Source organism: Vulcaniibacterium gelatinicum, from assembly GCF_008033445.1.
In the GTDB taxonomy this organism is placed as follows: domain Bacteria; phylum Pseudomonadota; class Gammaproteobacteria; order Xanthomonadales; family Xanthomonadaceae; genus Vulcaniibacterium_B; species Vulcaniibacterium_B gelatinicum.
This window is the reverse complement of record NZ_VNKO01000007.1, coordinates 36431-54292: the sequence shown is the minus strand read 5'-3', so window position 1 is coordinate 54292 and position 17862 is coordinate 36431. Positions and strand designations below refer to the sequence as shown.

Sequence of the window (17862 nt, the reverse complement as noted above, 5' to 3'; positions counted from 1 at the left end):
GAACCTGCTGCGGGACTCAGCGCGCCGTGGCGCGGCTGACGGCGTAGCGGCCGCCGCCGAGCAGGGCCAGCACGATCGCGGCCACGGTCAGGAACAGCGGGTACTCCCAGCCGCCGTTCGGCGCCGAGAACAGCCAGCCGTTGCCGGCATGGGCGAGCAGCGAGCCGAGCAGGATCGGCAGCGAGAGCAGCGCGACCGTGCGGGTGCGGAACCCGGCGACCAGGGCGATGCCGGCCAGCAGCTCGGCGGGGGCGACGAGGTAGGCGGTCCAGCCGGGGTAGCCCAGCGATTCGAAGAACTGCACGGTGCCGGGCAGGGTGAACACGGTGAACTTGATCAGGCCGTGGAAGAAGAACATCACGCCCAGCGCCAGGCGCAGGAGCAGGGCGGCGAGGTCGGTGGCGGCGGCGGCGCGGGCGACCGGCAGGGCAGGGGTCAGGGTGGTGGCGTTCATGGGGATCTCCGGAAGGGGCGGCCCCGGACTCGGGGCTGGCGGGTACTGTATTTCCCCATTTCGTTGTGATAAACGCCGTTATCGTGGAATGATCGTCACGGGATTCGTGACAATCGAGGTGGGCGATGGACCGGTTCCAGGAAATGGCGAGCTTCGTAACGGTGGTGGACGCCGGCAGCTTCGTCGGGGCGGCGGAGGCGCTGGGGCTGTCCAAGGCCGCGGTCTCGCGCCACGTCGCCGAACTGGAACAGCGGCTCGGCGTGCGCCTGCTGCAGCGGACCACGCGGCGCCTGTCGCTGACCGCCGAGGGCGAGCAGTTCCACGCCCGTTGCAAGGACTTGCTCGCCACGCTGGACGAAGCCGAGGCCGAGGTCACCGCGCGCCGCGGCGAACCGGTGGGCCGGATCAAGGTCAACGCGCCGCTGTCCTTCGGCGTGCTGCACCTGGCGCCGCTGTGGGGGCGGTTCATCGAGCGCAACCCGAAGGTCGTGCTCGAGATCACCCTCTCGGACCGGATCGTGGACCTGGTGGAGGAGGGCTACGACCTCGCGGTGCGGATCGCGAACATGCCCGGCTCGAACCTGGTCGGCCGGCGCCTGGCGGAGACGCGCATGGTGCTGTGCGCCGCGCCGGAATACCTGGCGCGGCATGGGACTCCGACCCGGCCGGCCGAACTCGCCGCGCACCGGATCCTGGCCTACAGCTACTGGAGCACCGGCGACGAATGGCGGTTCACCGGCCCCGAGGGGCCGGTGTCGGTCCGCATCCGTCCGCTGCTGTACGCCAACAACGGCGACACCTGCCGTGCCGCCGCGCTCGACGGCCAGGGCGTGATCCTGCAGCCGGACTTCATCGTCGGCGAGGACCTGCGCGCGGGCCGGCTGGTCGAGCTGATGCCGGCGTACCGTTCGATCCGCATCGGCATCCACGCCGTGTACCCGAGCCGCAAGCACCTGCCGCTCAAGGTGCGCCGGCTGGTGGACTTCCTGGCCGAGGCGTTCGCCGAGCCGCCCTGGCAGCGGGCGGCCTGACTGGGTGCGCGGGGAAAGCGGTCCGCTGTTTCCTCACGGGCGTCGGCGCATCGCCAACAGCGCGTTGGCGTAGGCCTGTGCGGCACGGAAATCGTTGGGTGTGTGGTTGCGCGCCAGGAAATCCTGCAACGACTCGCCGGGGACGCAATCGCTCGGCAAGCACCAGCGGATCGCCATCAGCTTCCCCGGCCCGCAACCGCCGCCGTTCAGGGCGCACATCGCCAACAGCGCCCCGAGTTCCCTGATCATCATCTGCTGCTGCTCGTGCGAGAGCCCGGGCATCCGGAAGCCCGGCGGCGACCAGCCGTTCGCCGCCAGCACATCCACCGCCTCCTTGAAAACGGCAGGACTCCGGGTGCTGGAGGCGACATCGAGGGCAACGGAGAGGACATGCTCCGTGCCGAGGTCGGCCCCTTGTGCCTGTGCCTCGACCAGCCTGGCATGGTCGGGGCTTTCGATGCCGGCGGCCAGCCGGATTTGCATCCTCTCATCCCACAACCGTTCCGGTTCGGCCGGCGGCGTCCCGGCATCGCAGTACCGCGACCTCACCTGGTCCAGGTAGGCGTGCGAGGCCTGGACCTGGGGATGTGCGCGTTGGATTTCGCGCGCCACCATGCGCTCGTAGAGCGCCGTGTATGTCGTGCCCGGGTATCTGCTGCCGGCACCCATCACGGAACAGAAACGTTCGGCCCACTGCACCAGGTCATGGGCATCGAGCGCGAACGCGGGATCCAGTTCCGCAGTCGCCCGCAGCAAGGCCATGTGGCTCGGCGCGCCGTAGGCGCGGCCGAGCGTGGCCAGCGCCGACTCCGGGCCGGCAGCGGCATGCCGGGATGGCGCCGGTCGCTCACGCCGTGCCTGGCGCTCCTGCACGGAGGCATGCGGAGCTTCTGCGCCACCCGTGCCGCGTCCCGGAGTCCACAGCAGCCAGATCCCGCCAGCCAGGAGGATCACCCCGCCGAGGACGGCGACGCTGCTCGTCTTCATCGGGAATCCCTTCCGCGTGCAGGCTCACTCCACCGCCTCGGCCTCGCCGGCGAAGGCCTCCACCGGGACGCAGCTGCAGAACACGTTCTTGTCGCCGTACACGTTGTCCACGCGCGCCACCGGCGGCCAGTACTTGTGCTGCTTGAGCACCGGCAGCGGGAACGCGGCCAGCTCGCGCGGGTAGGCGCGGGTCCACTCCGAGGCCGCGACCATGGTCGCGGTGTGCGGCGCGTTGCGGAGCGGGTTGTCCTCGCGGTCCAGGCGCCCGTCCTCGATCGCGCGGATCTCCTCGCGGATCTGGATCATCGCGTCAATGAAGCGGTCGAGTTCGTGCAGGCTCTCGCTCTCGGTCGGCTCGACCATCAGCGTGCCGGCCACCGGGAAGCTCAGCGTGGGGGCGTGGAAGCCGAAATCAATCAGGCGCTTGGCCACGTCCTCGGCGCTGATGCCGGTGGCGTCCTTGAGCGGGCGCAGGTCGAGGATGCACTCGTGCGCCACCAGCCCGTTGCGGCCGGTGTAGAGCGTCTCGTAGTACGGCGCCAGGCGCTTTGCGATGTAGTTGGCGTTGAGCAGCGCCACCTGCGTTGCGCGGCGCAGGCCTTCGGCGCCCATCATCGTGATGTACATCCAGCTGATCGGCAGGATCGAGGCCGAGCCGAAGTTCGCCGCGCTGACCATGCCGACCTCGCCGCTGCCCACGCCCGGCGTGCGCACGCCGTCGCGGCCGAGCGCGCCCGGCAGGAACGGCGCCAGGTGCGCCTTCACCGCGCACGGGCCCACGCCCGGGCCGCCGCCGCCGTGCGGGATGCAGAAGGTCTTGTGCAGATTGAGGTGGGAGACGTCCGAGCCCCACTTGCCCGGCTTGGCCAGGCCGACCAGCGCGTTCATGTTGGCGCCGTCGGTGTACACCTGGCCGCCGTGGCGGTGCACGATCTCGCAGATCTCGACGATGTCCTCCTCGAACACGCCGTGCGTGGACGGGTAGGTGAGCATGATCGCCGCCAGCCGCTCGCCGTACTTCCCGGCCTTGGCGCGGATGTCCTCCACGTCCACGTTGCCGTTGGCGTCGCACTTGGTGACCACCACCTGCATGCCGCACATCTGCGCCGAGGCCGGGTTGGTGCCGTGCGCGGATTCGGGGATCAGGCACACGTCGCGGTGGCCCTCGCCGCGGCTGCGATGGTAGGCCCGGATCGCCAGCAGCCCGGCGTACTCGCCCTGCGCGCCGGAGTTCGGCTGCAGGCTGACCGCGTCGTAGCCGGTGCACTCGATCAGCATGCGCTCCAGCTCGGCGATCAGCTCGCGATAGCCTTCCGCCTGCTCCGCCGGCGCCAGCGGATGGATGTTGGCGAACTCCGGCCACGTCACCGGGATCATCTCGGCGGTGGCGTTGAGCTTCATCGTGCAGCTGCCGAGCGGGATCATCGTGCGGTCGAGCGCGAGGTCCTTGTCGGCGAGCTGGCGCATGTAGCGCAGCAGCTCGTGTTCGCTGTGGTGGGTGTTGAACACCGGGTGCTGCAGGAACTTCGAGCCGCGGCGCAGCGCGGCCGGCAGCGCATCGGGGGTGGCGGCATCGAGCGCATCCACGTCGACGACCGTCGCGCCGAACAGCGCGGCCACCGCGACGACGTCCTCGCGGGTGGTGGTCTCGTCGAAGCTGATGCCCAGGCTGCCCGCATCGATCGCGCGCAGGTTGATGCGCGCCTCGCGGGCCCGGGCGTGGATCGCCTCGGCATCCACGCCGGTGACGTGCAGGGTGTCGAAGAAATCGCCGCCCACCTGCACGCCGGCCTGCTTCAGCGCGGCGGCGAGGATCGCGGTCAGGCGGTGCACGCGGCGGGCGATGCGGACCAGGCCCTCGGGGCCGTGGTACACCGCGTACATCGAGGCCATCACCGCCAGCAGCACCTGCGCGGTGCAGATGTTGGAGGTCGCCTTCTCGCGGCGGATGTGCTGCTCGCGGGTCTGCAGGGTGAGGCGATAGGCCGGCTTGCCCTCGGCATCGATCGACACGCCGATCAGGCGGCCGGGCATCGAGCGCTTGTAGGCATCGCGGCAGGCGAGGAACGCCGCATGCGGGCCGCCGAAGCCGAACGGCACGCCGAAGCGCTGGGTGTTGCCGACCACGATGTCGGCGCCCCATTCGCCCGGCGGCGTGAGCAGCGTCAGCGCCAGCAGGTCGGTGGCCACCGTCACCAGCGCGCCGCGCGCGTGCACGGCCTCGGCCAGCGCGCGGTAGTCGCGCACGGCGCCGAAGGTGTCGGGGTACTGCAGCAGCACGGCGAAGCAGTCGGTGGCGGCGGCGTCCTCGTCCCTGCCGACCACCAGCTCGATGCCCAGCGGCTCGGCGCGCGTGCGCAGCACCGCCAGCGTCTGCGGGTGCACGCGCTCGGAGACGAAGAACACGTTCGACTTCGACTTGCCCGAGCGCTTGGCCAGGGTCATCGCCTCGGCGGCCGCGGTGGCCTCGTCCAGCAGCGAGGCGTTGGCGATCTCCATGCCGGTGAGGTCGGCGCACATGGTCTGGAAGTTGATCAGCGCCTCCATCCGGCCCTGCGAGATCTCCGCCTGGTACGGCGTGTAGGCCGTGTACCAGGCCGGGTTCTCGAGGATGTTGCGCAGGATGACGTTCGGCGTGTGCGTGCCGTAATAGCCCTGGCCGATGAAGCTGCGGAACACCTGGTTTTTCTGCGCGATCGCGCGGATCTTCGCGAGCGCCTCCTGCTCGGTCAGCGGCGCCGGCAGCGCCAGCGGCTCCTTCGACTTGATGCCGGCCGGAACGATGGCGTCGGTCAGCGCCTCCAGCGAGTCGTGGCCGACCACGCGCAGCATGTGCGCGATCTCGGCGTCGTTGGGGCCGATGTGGCGCTCGAGGAAGGCGTCGTGGTGCTCGAGGTCGCGCAGGGAGACAGGCGTGGTCTGGGACATGGCAGGGGTCGTCGCTCGGCAGAAGGCCATCGGAAGGGGCGGTCCTGCCCGGCGGCCTGCAGGCCGCCGGGCGCTCGCGGGCTCGCGGCTTGCGCCGCTCGGAAACCCCGCTTGCCCCTCTGTCCTTTTGCCTGAGAGTTTCGAAGCGCGGGGGGAGGGTGCGCGCTTGTTGCCCCTTCGGCGCCGGATCGAACCGGTCTCTCCAGAGTTGTGCACGGCGGCGGTGATGGGGCCTGAGCGATTACGGGCGTTACGCCTTCGGCAGCGGAACCTTCGGTCCGCTTCTCCCGCCGGGTGCTGCGGCGGGGATTATAGCCTCCGGCCCCGGCTCCGGCCCATTAACATGGCCCGATGACGCCGCCTGCTTCCCTGCCGCCGCGCCGCCTCGTCCTGCTGCTCGGCGGCCTGGCGATGTTCGGCCCGTTCTCGATCGACACGGTCTTCCCCGCGTTCCCGGCGATGGGCGCGCAGCTCGGCGCCGACAGGCTGGCGATGCAGCAGACCATCAGCGTGTACCTGCTCGCCTACGCCCTGACCAGCGTGGTGCACGGCCCGCTGTCGGATGCGATCGGGCGCAGGAAGGTGATCCTGGGCGGGCTGGCGGTGTTCACCGTCGCCTCGGTCGGCTGCGCGCTGGCGCGGGACCTGTCCACCCTGCTGGCCTGGCGCGCGGTGCAGGGGCTGAGCGCGGGCGTGGGCCTGATCGTCGGCCGCGCCGTGATCCGCGACCTGCTGCACGGCGACGACGCGCAGCGGCTGATGAGCCAGGTGTCCATGGTGTTCGGCATCGCCCCGGCGATCGCGCCGGTGATCGGTGGCTGGATCCTGGGCTGGAGCGCCTGGCCGGCGATCTTCTGGTTCCTGGTGGCGTTCTCGCTCGTGCTGCTGCTGGCCACCTGGTTCGGCCTGCCCGAGACCCACCCGCGCCAGGCGCGCCTGCCGCTGCAGCCGCGGCCGCTGCTGCGCGACTACGTGGCGATCTTCCTCAACCCGCGTTTCCAGCGCCTGGCGGCGGCGGGCGCGTTCAACTTCGGCGCGCTGTTCCTGTACATCGCCTCGGCGCCGGCGTTCGTGATGGACCTGCTGCGGCTCAACGAGCGCCAGTTCGCCTGGTTCTTCGTGCCGATGATCGGCGGCATGATGCTCGGCGCCTTCATCTCGGGAAAGATCGCCGGGCGGATCGGCGGCGCGCGCCAGGTCGCGCTGGGCTTCGCCTGCTGCGGCGCGGCCGCGACCCTGAACGTCGGCTACAACCTGCTGGTGCCGGCGCCGTCGGTGCCGTGGGCGGTGCTGCCGCCGATGCTGAACTCGTTCGGCATCGCGCTGGTGTTCCCGGTGCTCACCCTCGCCATCCTCGACATGTACCCGCGCCAGCGCGGCAGCGCGTCCTCGCTGCAGGCGTTCACCGGCCTGGTCAGCAACGCAGTGGTCGCGGGCGTGCTCTCGCCGCTGCTCAGCCGCCACGGCCTGCACCTGGCGCTGGGCGCGGCGGCGTTCACCCTCGCCGGCTGGAGCTTCTGGCGCTGGGAGACGCGCTACTCGCGGCAGGTGCCGGCGGGGCAGGCGCAGGCCGCGGCACTGGAGCCGACCGAGCGGCTGTAGCGCCGCCTCAGCGCGCGCGCCGCATCCACAGGTACACCGGCAGCCCGGCCAGCAGCAGCGCGCCGCCCCACAGCAGCGATTCGGCGCCGATGCCGGCGAGCGCGTACAGGCTGTAGGCCAGCGCCAGCGCGGCGACGCTCCGGCCGCGGCGCTCGCCGGTGCGCAGCCAGGCCGCGCTGCCGGCCACGTAGGGCAGGAGCGTGGCCGCGGTCGAGAGCAGGATCGCGAAGGTGAACAGCTGCACCAGCGAGCGGCTGTAGTTGGCGCACACCAGCAGCGAGGCGAAGCCGGCGCTGACCAGCACGCCGAAGGTGGGCGTGCCGCGCGCGTCGAGCCGGGCGAAGCGCGCCGGCAGCAGGCCGTCCGCGGCCGCCGCCAGCGGCACCTGCGCCGACACCAGCACCCAGCCGTTGAGCGCGCCCAGGCACGACACCGCGGCCACCGCGGCCACGCCGATGCCCGCCGCCGGCCCCCACAGCGCGCGCGCCGCATCCGCCATCGGCGCGGACGACTCGCGCAGCTGCGCGGCCGGCAGCAGGCCGAGCACCGCGGTGCAGGCCAGGATCGTGGCCAGGCCGGCGAGCAGGGTGCCGAGCACGGTGGCGCGCGGGATGGTGCGCTCGGGACGCTCGATCGCGCCGGCCGGCACGGTGGCCGCCTCCAGCCCGAGCAGCGCCCACAGGGTCAGCGCGACCGTGGCGTGGACCGCGAGCGGCAGCGGCCCCAGCGCGGGATCGGGCGGCGCGTAGCGGCTGGTGTCGGCGAACCACAACGCGACCCCGCCAAACAGCAGCAGCGGCAGCAGCTTGAGCGCGGTGAGCGCGATCTGCACCCGCCCGGCCTCGCGCACGCCGGCGAGGTTGACCGCCACGCACAGCCACAACGCCGCCAGCGCGCACGCGGCCGAACGCACCGGGGTGGCGGTCAGGGCCGGGAAGATCGCGCCCAGGCTGCCGGCGAAGGCGACCGCGATCGCCGCGTTCGCGGTCCAGATCGAGATCCAGTAGCTCCACGCGATCGCAAAGCCCGGCAGCTCGCCGAAGGCGTTGCGCGCGTAGGCATACGGCCCGCCGGTCTGCGGCCAGCGCATCGCCAGGCGGGCGAAGGTCAGCGCGAGCAGGACCGCGCCGCACAGGGTGATCGCCCAGCCGGCCAGGCTCGCCGCGCCGTACGGCGCGAGCGAGGCCGGGAGCAGGAACACGCCGCTGCCGATCATGCTGCCGACCACCAGCGCGGTGGCCGACCACAGGCCCAGCGGCCTGGGCGTGCCTGCACCGGCAGGCGCACTCCCTCCCCCGCGGGCGGGGGAGGGCGGGGGTGTGGGGCGGGCGTCCGCCGTGCTCACGCCTCGCGGTACACCCGCCGCAGCAGCTCGTGGAAGTGGTGCACCGCGTTCTCGCGCAGCGGATTGAGCCGGCCCGGCTCGTAGGAACCGGAGGCCAGGCCGCGCTGCACGTCCTCGCAGATGGTCAGGTCCTCGAGCTGCACCTCGTCGCTGAAGGCGAGGTCCGCCTCGCGCCGGGCGCGGCCGGCATCGGAATCGTCGGGGGCGTAGTAGAAGTCGAACTCGACCCGGCAGCGGTCCACGCCGCGGGGGATCACGCGGTTGGTCTGCAGGCGGCCGGGCAGGATGTTGAGCATCGTGTTCGGCCACAGCCAGTAGTACAGCGCGTCGCCGTCGCCGTACAGGCCCTCGCCCCCGCTTTTGTCGGCATTCACCAGCGGGCTCCACTGGTACGAGTACCACTGCGCGGTCTCGGTGACGTAGCTGCGGTAGTCGAGCAGCCGGTTCAGGCCGGGATGGATGTGCGGGACGTGGTACCCCTCGAGGTAGTTGTCCACGTACACCTTCCAGTTGCAGGCCACGTCGTAACCGACGCGGTGGTGGTGGCCGAAGCGTTCCAGTCCGCGCTGCGTGCCCAGGCGCGCGTCCATGCCGGCGACGAAGGCGTCGAAGTCCGGCGCCGCGGCCGCATCCACCGCGGCGAACACCAGCCCCTGCCAGACCCGCACCGCGAGCTGCGGCAGGCGGATCTGCGACGGGTCGAACCCGGGTGCGCCGCCCATCTCCGGCGCCGAACGCAGCACGCCTTCGAGGGTGTAGGTCCAGCCGTGGTAGCGGCAACGCAGCGATTTCGCCGCCAGGCCGTCGCAGGTGGCGATCGGGCCGGCGCGGTGGCGGCAGACGTTGTGCATCACCCGGATCTCGCCGTCGGCGCCGCGCACCGCGATCACCGACAGCCCGGCCAGATCGGCCACCACGTGGTCGCCGGGCTGCTGCAGCTGGCACACGTGCGCGACCAGTTGCCAGGCGCGGTCGAAGATCGCGCGCCGGTCGAGCGCGACCATGGCCGGATCCACGTAGTAGCGCGCGGCCAGGGCGCGGGCGTGGTCCAGCGGTTGCGGGGCGAGGTCGTCGGGGAAGTCGGGTCGCTTCATGTCCTGGCCACTCTGGCGAGGGATGGGGAAAGGCCGGCTTGCGCCGGCCTTCCTGGCTGCTGCGTGGTGCCGCTCAGCCCTGCCGCTTCGGGGCCGCCGGCGCGGAGGCCTGCCACCCACATGTCTGGCCCTCGTTCTGCTGCTTGAGCCACTCCTGCAGCGGCGCGAAGTACTCCAGCACCGCCGAGGCGTCCATCCTCTCGCCGCCGGTGAGCTCGCGCAGGGTCTTCTGCCACGGCTGGCTGGCGCCTTTCTCGAGCATCGCCCAGAAGCGCCGGCCGGCCTCCGGATTGCCGGCGAAGCTGCACTCGTACAGCGGGCCCTTGTGCCCGGCGGCGTCGCACAGCGCCTTGTAGAACTGGAACTGCAGCACGTGCGAGAGGAAGTAGCGCGTGTACGGGGTGTTGCCCGGCACGTGGTACTTGGCGCCGGCGTCGAAGAACTGCTCGCCGCGCGGCTCGATCGGGGCCACGCCCTGGTACTTCGCCTTCAGCTCCCACCAGGCCTTGTTGTATTCCGACGGCTTGATCGAGCCGTCGAACACGCCCCAGCGCCAGCGGTCGATCATCAGCCCGAACGGCAGGAACGCGACCTTGGCCAGCGCCATCCGCATCTGCGCGTTGATCAGCGCCTCGCGGCTCTGCTGCTGCGCGCCCACCAGGCCGATGGACTGCAGGTAGGCCGGAGTCATGGACAGCACGATGGTGTCGCCGATGGCTTCGTGGAAGCCGTCGTGCGCGCCCTGCTGGAAGATCGGCGGCAGCTTGTTGTACGCCAGGTAGTAATAGACGTGGCCGAGCTCGTGGTAGATGGTGGTGAAGTCTTCCTCGTTCGGCTTGATGCACATCTTGGTGCGCACGTCCGGCGACTTGCCGTCCTCGCCGCCCATGTTCATGTCCCACGCGCTGGCGTGGCAGACCACGTCGCGGTCGCGCGGCTTGATGAACTGGGTCTTCTGCCAGTAGTTCTCCGGCAGCTTGGGCATGCCCAGGCCGACATAGAACTCCTCGGCGCGGCGGGTCATCTGCCTGGCGGTCTCGAGCTGCGCGGCGCGCTCGAGCTCGACCAGTTCGGCCGGCGTGAGCGCACCGGTGTGCCTGGCCCGCTCGGCCTGGTAGTTCTGCTGCGCGAGCTGCTCCAGCGCGGCGGTGATGTCCAGACTGCCGACGCCCTCGTACGGCTGCAGCAGGTCCCACAGGTTGCCCCAGTCCTGCTGCCACATGTTGCCCAGCAGGTGCGCCGGGAGCATGCCGCCGGCGGCCTGGCCGCGGTCCTCGCCGTACTTCGCCTTCAGCCGGGTGCGGGTGTAGCAGTGCAGCTGTTCGTACAGCGGCTTGACCTGGGCCCACAGGCGGTCGGTCTCGGCCGCGATCTCGGCCGGGCTCATGTCGTAGCCCGAGCGCCACATCTCGCCGGCGTCGGCGAAACCGAGGTCGCGCGCGCCCTCGTTGACCAGGCTCACGAAGCGCTCGTAGTCCTTGCGCATCGGCACCGAAATGGTGTGCCAGCCGCGCCAGGCCTCGAGCTGGGCGTCGTAGTCGCGGCTGTTGCGCAGCACGTCCTCGAGCTCGCCCAACTGGCGGCAGGTCTTCTGCGCGCCCTCGCCGGTGCAGTAGGTGCCGGCGCCGTACATGCCTTCCATCTTGGTGGCGATGCGGGTCAGCTCGGCGAGCTTGGCCGGGTCCTTCGGCGGCGGCATTGCGGTGGCGAGCTTGAGCAGCATGATCGCGCGCGCCGACTCGGGCGACATCGGCTGGCCCTCGAACCTGCGCGACTGCTCGATCCAGCTGCGCAGCTGGGCCAGGAAGCGCTCGTTGGCCTTCGCCGAGAGCAGCTGGCTGTCGTCGTTGATGTAGGTGGAGGACAGCCACTGCGCGGCGGTCAGCTCCGGATACAGCGCCTTGTATTCGCGGTTGACGCGGGCGACGAACTCGTCGGCGGTCTCGCCCGCAGGCGCGGCGGCCTGGCCGGACGCGGCGGGGGCGGACTGTTCCTGTTTGCAGGCGGAAAGCGGGAGCACGCTCGCGGCGATGGCGAGGGCGAGCAGGGCGTGGCGGGGCTTCACGGGCGCGATCCTGAACGAAGAATGCGACGGGCGCGGGGATCGGCAGGCTAGTGGGGCGGCCGGACGGCCGCAAGCCCGCACGGTCAGGCCAGGCGGCGGTCGGGGGTGGCCAGGCCGCGCGCGATCAGCCAGGCCCAGGCGTCCTCCGCGTCCCGTTCGACGTAGGCGCGGGCCGAGCCGAGGCGGAAGGTGTAGCCCCAGGCGTCCATGTCGGCCAGCACGCGGTCGCGGCCGACGCCGGGCAGGGCCTCGCCGAGCAGCGCCTGCAGCACGCACACCGCGTCCTCCTCCTCGATCGAGTCGGTGGCGTCGGTGTGCACCTGCGCGCGGCGCTCGGGCGGCAGCACGATCAGGTGGCCGGCCTCGTGCAGCAGCGAGTGCACCGGGGTGTCGTCGCGCGCATACACGGTCTCGCCGACGATCCCGGCCTCGGGCTCGCCCCAGTAGCTGCCCGGGATCGGCGCGCCGTCGGGCACCCGCACCAGGCGCAGGCCGTACCGGCCGAGCAGCGCGGCGGCGTCGGCGAAGGCGATCCCGCCGAGGGTGAGCACGGCGCCCACGCGGCGATGGGCCTTACGCGCTGGCCCGCGCCGGGCGCTCCGCGTCGGGCAGCGCCACCGAGATGTCGAGCACGTCGTGGTCGCCGTCCTTGACCAGGTCCACCTTGACCGAATCGAGGTCCACGTTGACGTACTTGCGGATCACCTCGAGCAGCTCGCGGCGCAGCAGCGGCAGGTAGTCGGGGCCGCCGGCCGCGGTGCGCTCCTGCGCGATGATGATGCGCAGGCGGTCCTTGGCCACGGCGGCGGTGTTCTTCTTGGCGCGCAGGAAGTCGAAGATGCCCATGCCTCAGCCTCCGAAGAGCTTGCTGAACAGGCCCTTCTTCTCGGGCTGGGTGAAGCGCAGCGGCCGTTCGTGGCCGAGCAGGCGGGCCACCGCGTCGTCGTAGGCCTGGCCGGCCTGCGACTCCAGGTCGAGGATCACCGGCTCGCCCTTGTTCGAGGCGTTGAGCACGTCCGGCGACTCCGGGATCACGCCGATCGTCTTCAGGCCGAGGATCTCCTCGACGTCGCCGATGCTCAGCATCTCGCCGGTCTCCACGCGCCGCGGGCTGTAGCGGGTCAGCAGCAGGTGCTCGCGGACCCGCTCGCCCCGTTCGGCCTTGCGGGTCTTGCTCGCCAGCAGGCCGAGGATGCGGTCGGAGTCGCGCACCGAGGACACCTCGGGGTTGACCACCACGATCGCCTGGTCGGCGTAGTACATGGCCAGGTAGGCGCCCTTCTCGATCCCGGCCGGCGAGTCGCACACGATGTGGTCGAAGCCGTCGTCGGCCAGCTCGTTCAGCACCCGCTCCACGCCCTCCTTCGTGAGCGCGTCCTTGTCGCGGGTCTGCGAGGCGGCGAGCACGTGCAGGTTGTCGAAGCGCTTGTCGCGGATCAGCGCCTGCTTGAGCGTGGCCTCGCCCTGGATCACGTTGACGAAGTCGTACACCACGCGACGCTCGCAGCCCATGATCAGGTCGAGGTTGCGCAGGCCGACGTCGAAGTCGATCACGGCGACCCGCTTGCCGTGACGCGCCAGGCCGCATGCGAGGCTGGCGCTGGTCGTGGTCTTGCCGACGCCGCCCTTGCCCGAGGTGACTACGATGATTTCGGCCAAGTGATGTTCCTCCAAGTGTGGTCGCGCAAGGCGCGCGGGCGTTCAGTCCAGGGGTTCGATGCGCAGGGCATCGCCGTCGAGCCAGACCTGCACGGGCTTGCCGCGCAGGTCCTTGGGCAGATCCTCGAGCACGCGGTAGTGGCCGGCGATGGCCACCAGCTCGGCGTGGAACTCGCGGCAGAAGATCCGCGCGCGGGTGTTGCCCTGCGCGCCGGCCAGGGCGCGGCCGCGCAGGGCGCCGTAGACGTGGATCGAGCCGTCGGCCATCACCTCGGCGCCGGCGCCGACGGTGGCGAGCACGGTCAGGTCGCGGTGGTCGGCGTACACCTGCTGGCCCGAACGCACCGGGGCGGTGAGCAGCAGGCCGGGTTCGGCGGCGGGCGGAGCCGGCGGCGGGGCAGGGGGGGCTTCGGCCGCGGCCTTGCGGGGCTTTGCGGCCGGGGCGGGCTCGGCCGGCACGGCGGCTTCCACCCCGTCGCGCTCGTACTGGGCGCGGAACTTGGCCAGCAGCGGCAGGCCGAGCGCGGCCGCGAGCTCCTCCGTTTCGCGCGTGCCGTAGGCCAGCGCCACCGGCAGCACGCCGGCCTCGCGCAGCCCGTCGAGCAGGGCGCGCGCGGTGGCGGCGTCCGGCAGGCGGCTCAGGGCGCCGAAGTCCACGATCACTGCGGCGCGCGCGAACAGCTTCGGCGCGCGTTCCACGCGCTCGCGCATCTCCTCGACCAGGCGACCGACATCGAGCGTGCGCACGCGCAGGTTGGCGATGCCGACCTGGCCGAACTTCAGCTCGCCGGCCTGCTCGTAGCCGACCACGGCGCTCACGCGCAGGTCCCGGTCGGACGCTGCGCCTGCCGGACCGGGCGCGGCGCGATCAGCCAGGGCTCGTCGGGCAGGCTCCCGCCGTAGGTGTCGCGCACCCACGGGTAGCTGCACATCTCCTTCATCAGCATCGCCGCGCGCAGGCCGGTGTCCGGCATCACGTGCTGGCCGACCTCGCGGAAGCCGAAGCTGCCATGGAACAGCAGGGCCGGGTCGCTGCCGTTGTCGAGGAACACCTCGCAGGCCAGCTGCGGGTAGCGCAGCTCGGCGTAGCTCTGCACGTCGGCGTACAGCGCGCGTCCGACGCCGCCGCCGCGGCGTCGGCTCGCCACCGCGATGCGGTCGATGTAGAAGAACGACGGCCAGCGTTCGCGGAACCAGCGGAAGTTGCTGCTGTCGTGCCCGGCGTGGGAGCCGAAGCCGACCAGGAAGCCGGCGATCGCGCCGTCGCGTTCGGCGACGCGGAAGTATTCGGCGGTGTCGAAGAAATGGCGGAGCCGGGCGGCGTCGAGGGGGAGGATGGCGGGGCCCGCGGCGTTGTTGAGGGCAAGGACGGAATCCAGCTCGTGCTCGCGCACGTCGCGGACGACCAGTGACATTCGAAAGGCTCCGTGCTCTTACGTCCAGGGGCGCGCCGGCGCCGGGGCGCGGCGGCGGGGATTATCGCATGGGCGTCCGCGGCCCGGGCCATGACTTCCGGCCGGGCGTGCGGGCGGCGAACGGGGCTACGATGCCCGCCATGCTGGGCCGCCTGAGCCATACCCGACTGCTGCGCTTCGCCGGCCTGTTCACCTGGGCGGTGGTCAGCGTGCCGCTGCTGTACTCGTGGGTGCTGCCGCTGCTCGGCGGCGACGAACCGCCGACGCTGCGGCCGATGGCCTGGCCCGGCTGGTTGGCCTACGCCGCCTTCGGGGTCAGCTACGCCTGGCTCACCCGCGACATGGGCCAGCGCCGGCGCAACGCCGCCGACCTGGTCCTGCTGCTGGTGCTGACCCTGGCCGCGATCGGCGTCAGCTACTACAGCCAGAGCGGCCTGGGCAGCGTGCTGCTGATGGTGGCCGCCTGCGTGCTGCCGTGGCTGCTGCCGCTCGCCTTCGGCGTGGCCTGGCTGGTGCTGAGCCAGCTGGCGGTGGTGCCGGTGTTCGTCAGCGGCCTGGATTTCCCCCTGCTCGAGGCGGTGATGCAGTCGGTGCTGTACGCCGGCTTCTCCGGCTTCGTGTTCGTCACCAGCCTGGTGGCCCGGCAGCAGGCGCAGGCGCGCGAAGAACAACGGCGGCTGAACGCCGAGCTGCGCGCCACCCGCGCCCTGCTCGCCGAGAGCGCGCGCATCAACGAGCGCACCCGCATCTCGCGCGAGCTGCACGACCTGCTCGGCCACCACCTGACCGCGCTGAGCCTGAACCTGGAGGTGGCCGGGCACCTCGCCGACGGCCGCGCCCGCGAGCACGTGCAGCAGGCCCACACCCTGGCCCGCCTGCTGCTCACCGACGTGCGCGAGGCGGTCAGCCAGTTGCGCGAGGGCGGCACGATAGATCTCGGCGCGGCGCTGCGGCCGCTGGCCGAGAACGTGCCCGCGCTCGAGATCCACATGGACATCGCCGAGCCCCTGACCCTGGACGACCCCGAGCGCGCGCACGTGCTGCTGCGCTGCACCCAGGAAATCATCACCAACGCCGTGCGCCACGCTGGCGCGCGCAACCTCTGGATCAGCGTCCGCCGCGAGGACGGGCGGATCGGCCTGGAGGCGCGCGACGACGGCCAGGGCGCGTCGGCGGTGATCCCCGGCAACGGCCTGCGCGGCATGCGCGAGCGCCTGGCCCAGCATGGCGGCGGGCTGGCGGTGGACGCGCATCCCGGGGCCGGCTTCCATCTGCGCCTGTGGCTGCCCGTCGCCGGCACGACTCCCGCATCCCTCCAAGGAGCCCCCGCATGATCCGCGTCTGTCTCGTGGACGACCAGACCCTGGTGCGCCAGGGCATCCGTTCGCTGCTGGCCCTGGCCGAGGGCGTCGAGGTGGTGGCCGAGGCCGCCGACGGCCGCCAGGCGGTCGAACTCATCCCCCAGGTCCGCCCGGACGTGGTGCTGATGGACATGCGCATGCCGGTGATGTCCGGGCTGGAGGCGCTGCAGGCGCTGGCCCGACAGCAGCAGCTGCCGCCGACCATCATCCTGACCACCTTCGACGACGACCAGCTGGTGCTGGCCGGGCTCAAGGCCGGGGCCAAGGGCTACCTGCTGAAGGACGTCTCGCTCGAGCAGCTGGTCGGCGCGATCCAGACCGTGGCCGCGGGCGGCTCGCTGGTGCAGCCGGCGGTGACCCAGCGGCTGCTGTCGGGGCTGGAGCACATGCGCAACGAGTTCGTCAGCCTCGACCGGCCCGACCCGCTCACCGACCGCGAGACCGAGATCCTGCGCCTGATGGCCTCGGGCTTCTCCAACAAGGAGATCGCCAACTCCCTCGGCGTGGCCGAGGGCACGATCAAGAACCATGTGTCCAACATCCTGTCCAAGCTGGGCGTGCGCGACCGCACCCGCGCGGTGCTGAAGGCGTTCGAGCTGCAGCTGATCTGAGGCCGGCCGGGGCGGGGCGGCGCAGGTGTGAACGCCGCCGCGTTTTCCGCGCCCCGCGCCCCGCCCCCTCCCCGCCGCCATTTGTTAGGATGGCCGGTCTGTGCGCCCCGCCCGGCGGCGGCCCGGCCTGGAGAAGCCCTGAATGACCCGTCTGCTCGAGATCCTGATTTCCCTGGCGATCGTCGCCGCGCTGTTCCTGATCGTCGGCGTGGCTCTGCCGTCCTCCCGGCACCTGTCGGAGAAGGTGGAGACCAACCGCAAGATGACGATCGTGTACGACACGCTCAACACCCCGCGCCGCCTGAAGGACTGGAACCCGCTGGCGCTGCGCGACCCGCAGATGCAGTGGGAGTACTCGGGCCCCGAGAGCGGCGTCGGTGCGCGCGTGGACTACACCTCGACCAACGAGAAGCTCGGTCGCGGCAGCTGGGAGATCGTGGCCTCCGAGCCGGGGCGTCGCGTCGAGTACGCGCTGGCCAACCCGCAGCGCGGCCACGACAAGAAGATGACCTTCCTGCTCAAGCCGACCGGCCGCAACAACCGCAACGTCGAGATCACCCAGGAATACGACGTCCAGTACGGCTGGGACCTGCTCGGCCGCTACGCCGGCCTGTACGTCAGCTCGCACGTGGGCGACGACATGAAGCTGGGCCTGAACCGCCTGGCCAACATGCTCGCCGGCGTGCCGAACTACGACTACGCGCTGCTCGGCCGGGACGATCCGGCCAAGGGGCCGCGCCTGGTCGAGATGCCGGCCGAGAACTTCCTGTTCGTCGCCTCCGCCGTGCGCCGCGACAACTTCGAGGTGCAGAAGGCGATGCAGAACAACCTGCAGTGGGTGCGCAAGGTGATGGACGCCAACGGCCTGGAGGCCGCCGGTCCGGTGCGCGTGGTCACCACCGAGTTCGGCTCGGAGACCTACTCCTTCGACATCGGCATCCCGGTGCGCAAGAAGGGCGAGACCGGCGCCGGCAGCGCGGTCTCGCCGAAGCTGGAGGGGCCGGTCGAGTTCGCCCGCACCGAGCCGGCGCGCGCGGCGGTGGCCTCGTTCACCGGCCACATGGCCAACCTGCCGTCGGTGCGCGACGCGGTCCGCGCCTGGGCGCTGACCCGCGGCTACGAGACGGTGGGCCGTCCGTTCGAGGCCTGGAAGGGCGGCGTGGACGCCGGCTTCTCCGAGACCGGCGAGTTCGACGTGTACTGGTACGTCAAGTAAGCCGCAGGCGGACCTTCCGCAGCGCACGAACGCCGCGCCCCGCGCGGCGTTCGTCGTTTCCGGCGCCGGAAAACGGGCACACTTCGGCTCCGCC

16 protein-coding genes and 1 riboswitch are annotated in these 17862 nt (G+C 71.5%); of the genes, 5 read left to right on the top strand and 11 right to left on the bottom strand.

Features of this window, described 5'->3' with window-relative positions:
* Positions 1-16: 16 nt before the first annotated feature.
* Complete coding sequence (locus tag FPV26_RS05950; protein WP_147652799.1) at positions 17-454, bottom strand: DoxX family membrane protein; 438 nt, start codon at positions 452-454, stop codon at positions 17-19.
* A 125-nt stretch (positions 455-579) separates the two neighbouring features.
* Here FPV26_RS05950 and FPV26_RS05945 point away from each other — a divergent pair, with 125 nt between their 5' ends.
* Entirely contained in the window at positions 580-1485 is a 906-nt protein-coding gene (locus FPV26_RS05945) for a LysR family transcriptional regulator (protein WP_147652798.1), read from the top strand.
* 33 nt (positions 1486-1518) lie between these two features.
* On the opposite strand, the gene FPV26_RS05940 is transcribed toward FPV26_RS05945, so the two are convergent.
* Together FPV26_RS05940 and gcvP are read right to left on the bottom strand one after the other, a co-directional pair.
* Entirely contained in the window at positions 1519-2472 is a 954-nt protein-coding gene (locus FPV26_RS05940) for a hypothetical protein (protein WP_147652797.1), read from the bottom strand.
* A gap of 24 nt (positions 2473-2496) precedes the next feature.
* On the bottom strand, positions 2497-5400 hold the full coding sequence (gene gcvP, locus FPV26_RS05935) for an aminomethyl-transferring glycine dehydrogenase (RefSeq protein ID WP_147652796.1): 2904 nt from the start codon (positions 5398-5400) through the stop codon (positions 2497-2499).
* 109 nt (positions 5401-5509) lie between these two features.
* Positions 5510-5616, bottom strand: a riboswitch (glycine riboswitch).
* Positions 5617-5751: 135 nt separating this feature from the next.
* On the opposite strand from gcvP, the gene FPV26_RS05930 reads away from it, so the two are divergent.
* The gene (locus tag FPV26_RS05930) at positions 5752-7002 is read left to right on the top strand and encodes a multidrug effflux MFS transporter (protein WP_147652795.1); all 1251 of its coding nucleotides are present in this window, start codon (positions 5752-5754) and stop codon (positions 7000-7002) included.
* A gap of 7 nt (positions 7003-7009) precedes the next feature.
* Here the strand turns inward: FPV26_RS05930 and FPV26_RS05925 are convergent, their stop codons facing one another.
* From FPV26_RS05925 to FPV26_RS05890, 8 genes are all read right to left on the bottom strand, one after another.
* Positions 7010-8347, bottom strand: coding sequence for an amino acid permease (locus FPV26_RS05925; RefSeq protein WP_246109221.1), 1338 nt, complete (start codon positions 8345-8347; stop codon positions 7010-7012).
* Positions 8344-9441, bottom strand: coding sequence for an aromatic ring-hydroxylating oxygenase subunit alpha (locus tag FPV26_RS05920; RefSeq protein WP_147652794.1), 1098 nt, complete (start codon positions 9439-9441; stop codon positions 8344-8346). Before FPV26_RS05920 ends, FPV26_RS05925 begins: the two co-directional genes overlap by 4 nt.
* A gap of 73 nt (positions 9442-9514) precedes the next feature.
* A complete protein-coding gene (locus FPV26_RS05915) occupies positions 9515-11506 on the bottom strand; it encodes a M2 family metallopeptidase (protein ID WP_147652793.1) in 1992 nt (663 codons plus the stop codon).
* A gap of 83 nt (positions 11507-11589) precedes the next feature.
* A complete protein-coding gene (locus tag FPV26_RS05910) occupies positions 11590-12066 on the bottom strand; it encodes a hypothetical protein (RefSeq protein ID WP_147652792.1) in 477 nt (158 codons plus the stop codon).
* A gap of 13 nt (positions 12067-12079) precedes the next feature.
* Positions 12080-12352, bottom strand: a complete 273-nt coding sequence (gene minE, locus FPV26_RS05905; RefSeq protein ID WP_147652791.1) for a cell division topological specificity factor MinE — start codon at positions 12350-12352, stop codon at positions 12080-12082.
* Between the two features lie 3 nt (positions 12353-12355).
* Positions 12356-13165, bottom strand: coding sequence for a septum site-determining protein MinD (minD, locus tag FPV26_RS05900; RefSeq protein WP_147652790.1), 810 nt, complete (start codon positions 13163-13165; stop codon positions 12356-12358).
* 42 nt (positions 13166-13207) lie between these two features.
* The gene (gene minC, locus FPV26_RS05895; protein WP_147652789.1) at positions 13208-13984 is read right to left on the bottom strand and encodes a septum site-determining protein MinC; all 777 of its coding nucleotides are present in this window, start codon (positions 13982-13984) and stop codon (positions 13208-13210) included.
* The gene (locus FPV26_RS05890; protein WP_147652788.1) at positions 13981-14580 is read right to left on the bottom strand and encodes a GNAT family N-acetyltransferase; all 600 of its coding nucleotides are present in this window, start codon (positions 14578-14580) and stop codon (positions 13981-13983) included. The genes minC and FPV26_RS05890 overlap by 4 nt, the downstream gene beginning before the upstream one ends.
* 140 nt (positions 14581-14720) lie before the next feature.
* Here FPV26_RS05890 and FPV26_RS05885 point away from each other — a divergent pair, with 140 nt between their 5' ends.
* The 3 genes from FPV26_RS05885 (at position 14721) to FPV26_RS05875 (ending at position 17768) form a co-directional block, all read left to right on the top strand.
* Positions 14721-15914 (top strand): sensor histidine kinase, encoded by a 1194-nt coding sequence (locus FPV26_RS05885; protein ID WP_147652787.1) that lies wholly within the window; start codon positions 14721-14723, stop codon positions 15912-15914.
* Entirely contained in the window at positions 15911-16552 is a 642-nt protein-coding gene (locus FPV26_RS05880) for a response regulator (protein WP_147652786.1), read from the top strand. Before FPV26_RS05885 ends, FPV26_RS05880 begins: the two co-directional genes overlap by 4 nt.
* Positions 16553-16694: 142 nt before the next feature.
* Positions 16695-17768 (top strand): SRPBCC family protein, encoded by a 1074-nt coding sequence (locus tag FPV26_RS05875; RefSeq protein WP_147652785.1) that lies wholly within the window; start codon positions 16695-16697, stop codon positions 17766-17768.
* Positions 17769-17862: the final 94 nt, after the last annotated feature.

Bases quoted from the DNA above. Each gene is read 5' to 3' on its own strand.
- gcvP (WP_147652796.1), bottom strand. From the start codon at position 5,400: ATGTCCCAGACCACGCCTGTCTCCCTGCGCGACCTCGAGCACCACGAC.
- minE (WP_147652791.1), bottom strand. From the start codon at position 12,352: ATGGGCATCTTCGACTTCCTGCGCGCCAAGAAGAACACCGCCGCCGTG.
- FPV26_RS05945 (WP_147652798.1), top strand. From the start codon at position 580: ATGGACCGGTTCCAGGAAATGGCGAGCTTCGTAACGGTGGTGGACGCC.
- FPV26_RS05940 (WP_147652797.1), bottom strand. From the start codon at position 2,472: ATGAAGACGAGCAGCGTCGCCGTCCTCGGCGGGGTGATCCTCCTGGCT.
- FPV26_RS05930 (WP_147652795.1), top strand. From the start codon at position 5,752: ATGACGCCGCCTGCTTCCCTGCCGCCGCGCCGCCTCGTCCTGCTGCTC.
- FPV26_RS05890 (WP_147652788.1), bottom strand. From the start codon at position 14,580: ATGTCACTGGTCGTCCGCGACGTGCGCGAGCACGAGCTGGATTCCGTC.
- FPV26_RS05880 (WP_147652786.1), top strand. From the start codon at position 15,911: ATGATCCGCGTCTGTCTCGTGGACGACCAGACCCTGGTGCGCCAGGGC.
- FPV26_RS05885 (WP_147652787.1), top strand. From the start codon at position 14,721: ATGCTGGGCCGCCTGAGCCATACCCGACTGCTGCGCTTCGCCGGCCTG.
- FPV26_RS05875 (WP_147652785.1), top strand. From the start codon at position 16,695: ATGACCCGTCTGCTCGAGATCCTGATTTCCCTGGCGATCGTCGCCGCG.
- FPV26_RS05950 (WP_147652799.1), bottom strand. From the start codon at position 454: ATGAACGCCACCACCCTGACCCCTGCCCTGCCGGTCGCCCGCGCCGCC.
- FPV26_RS05920 (WP_147652794.1), bottom strand. From the start codon at position 9,441: ATGAAGCGACCCGACTTCCCCGACGACCTCGCCCCGCAACCGCTGGAC.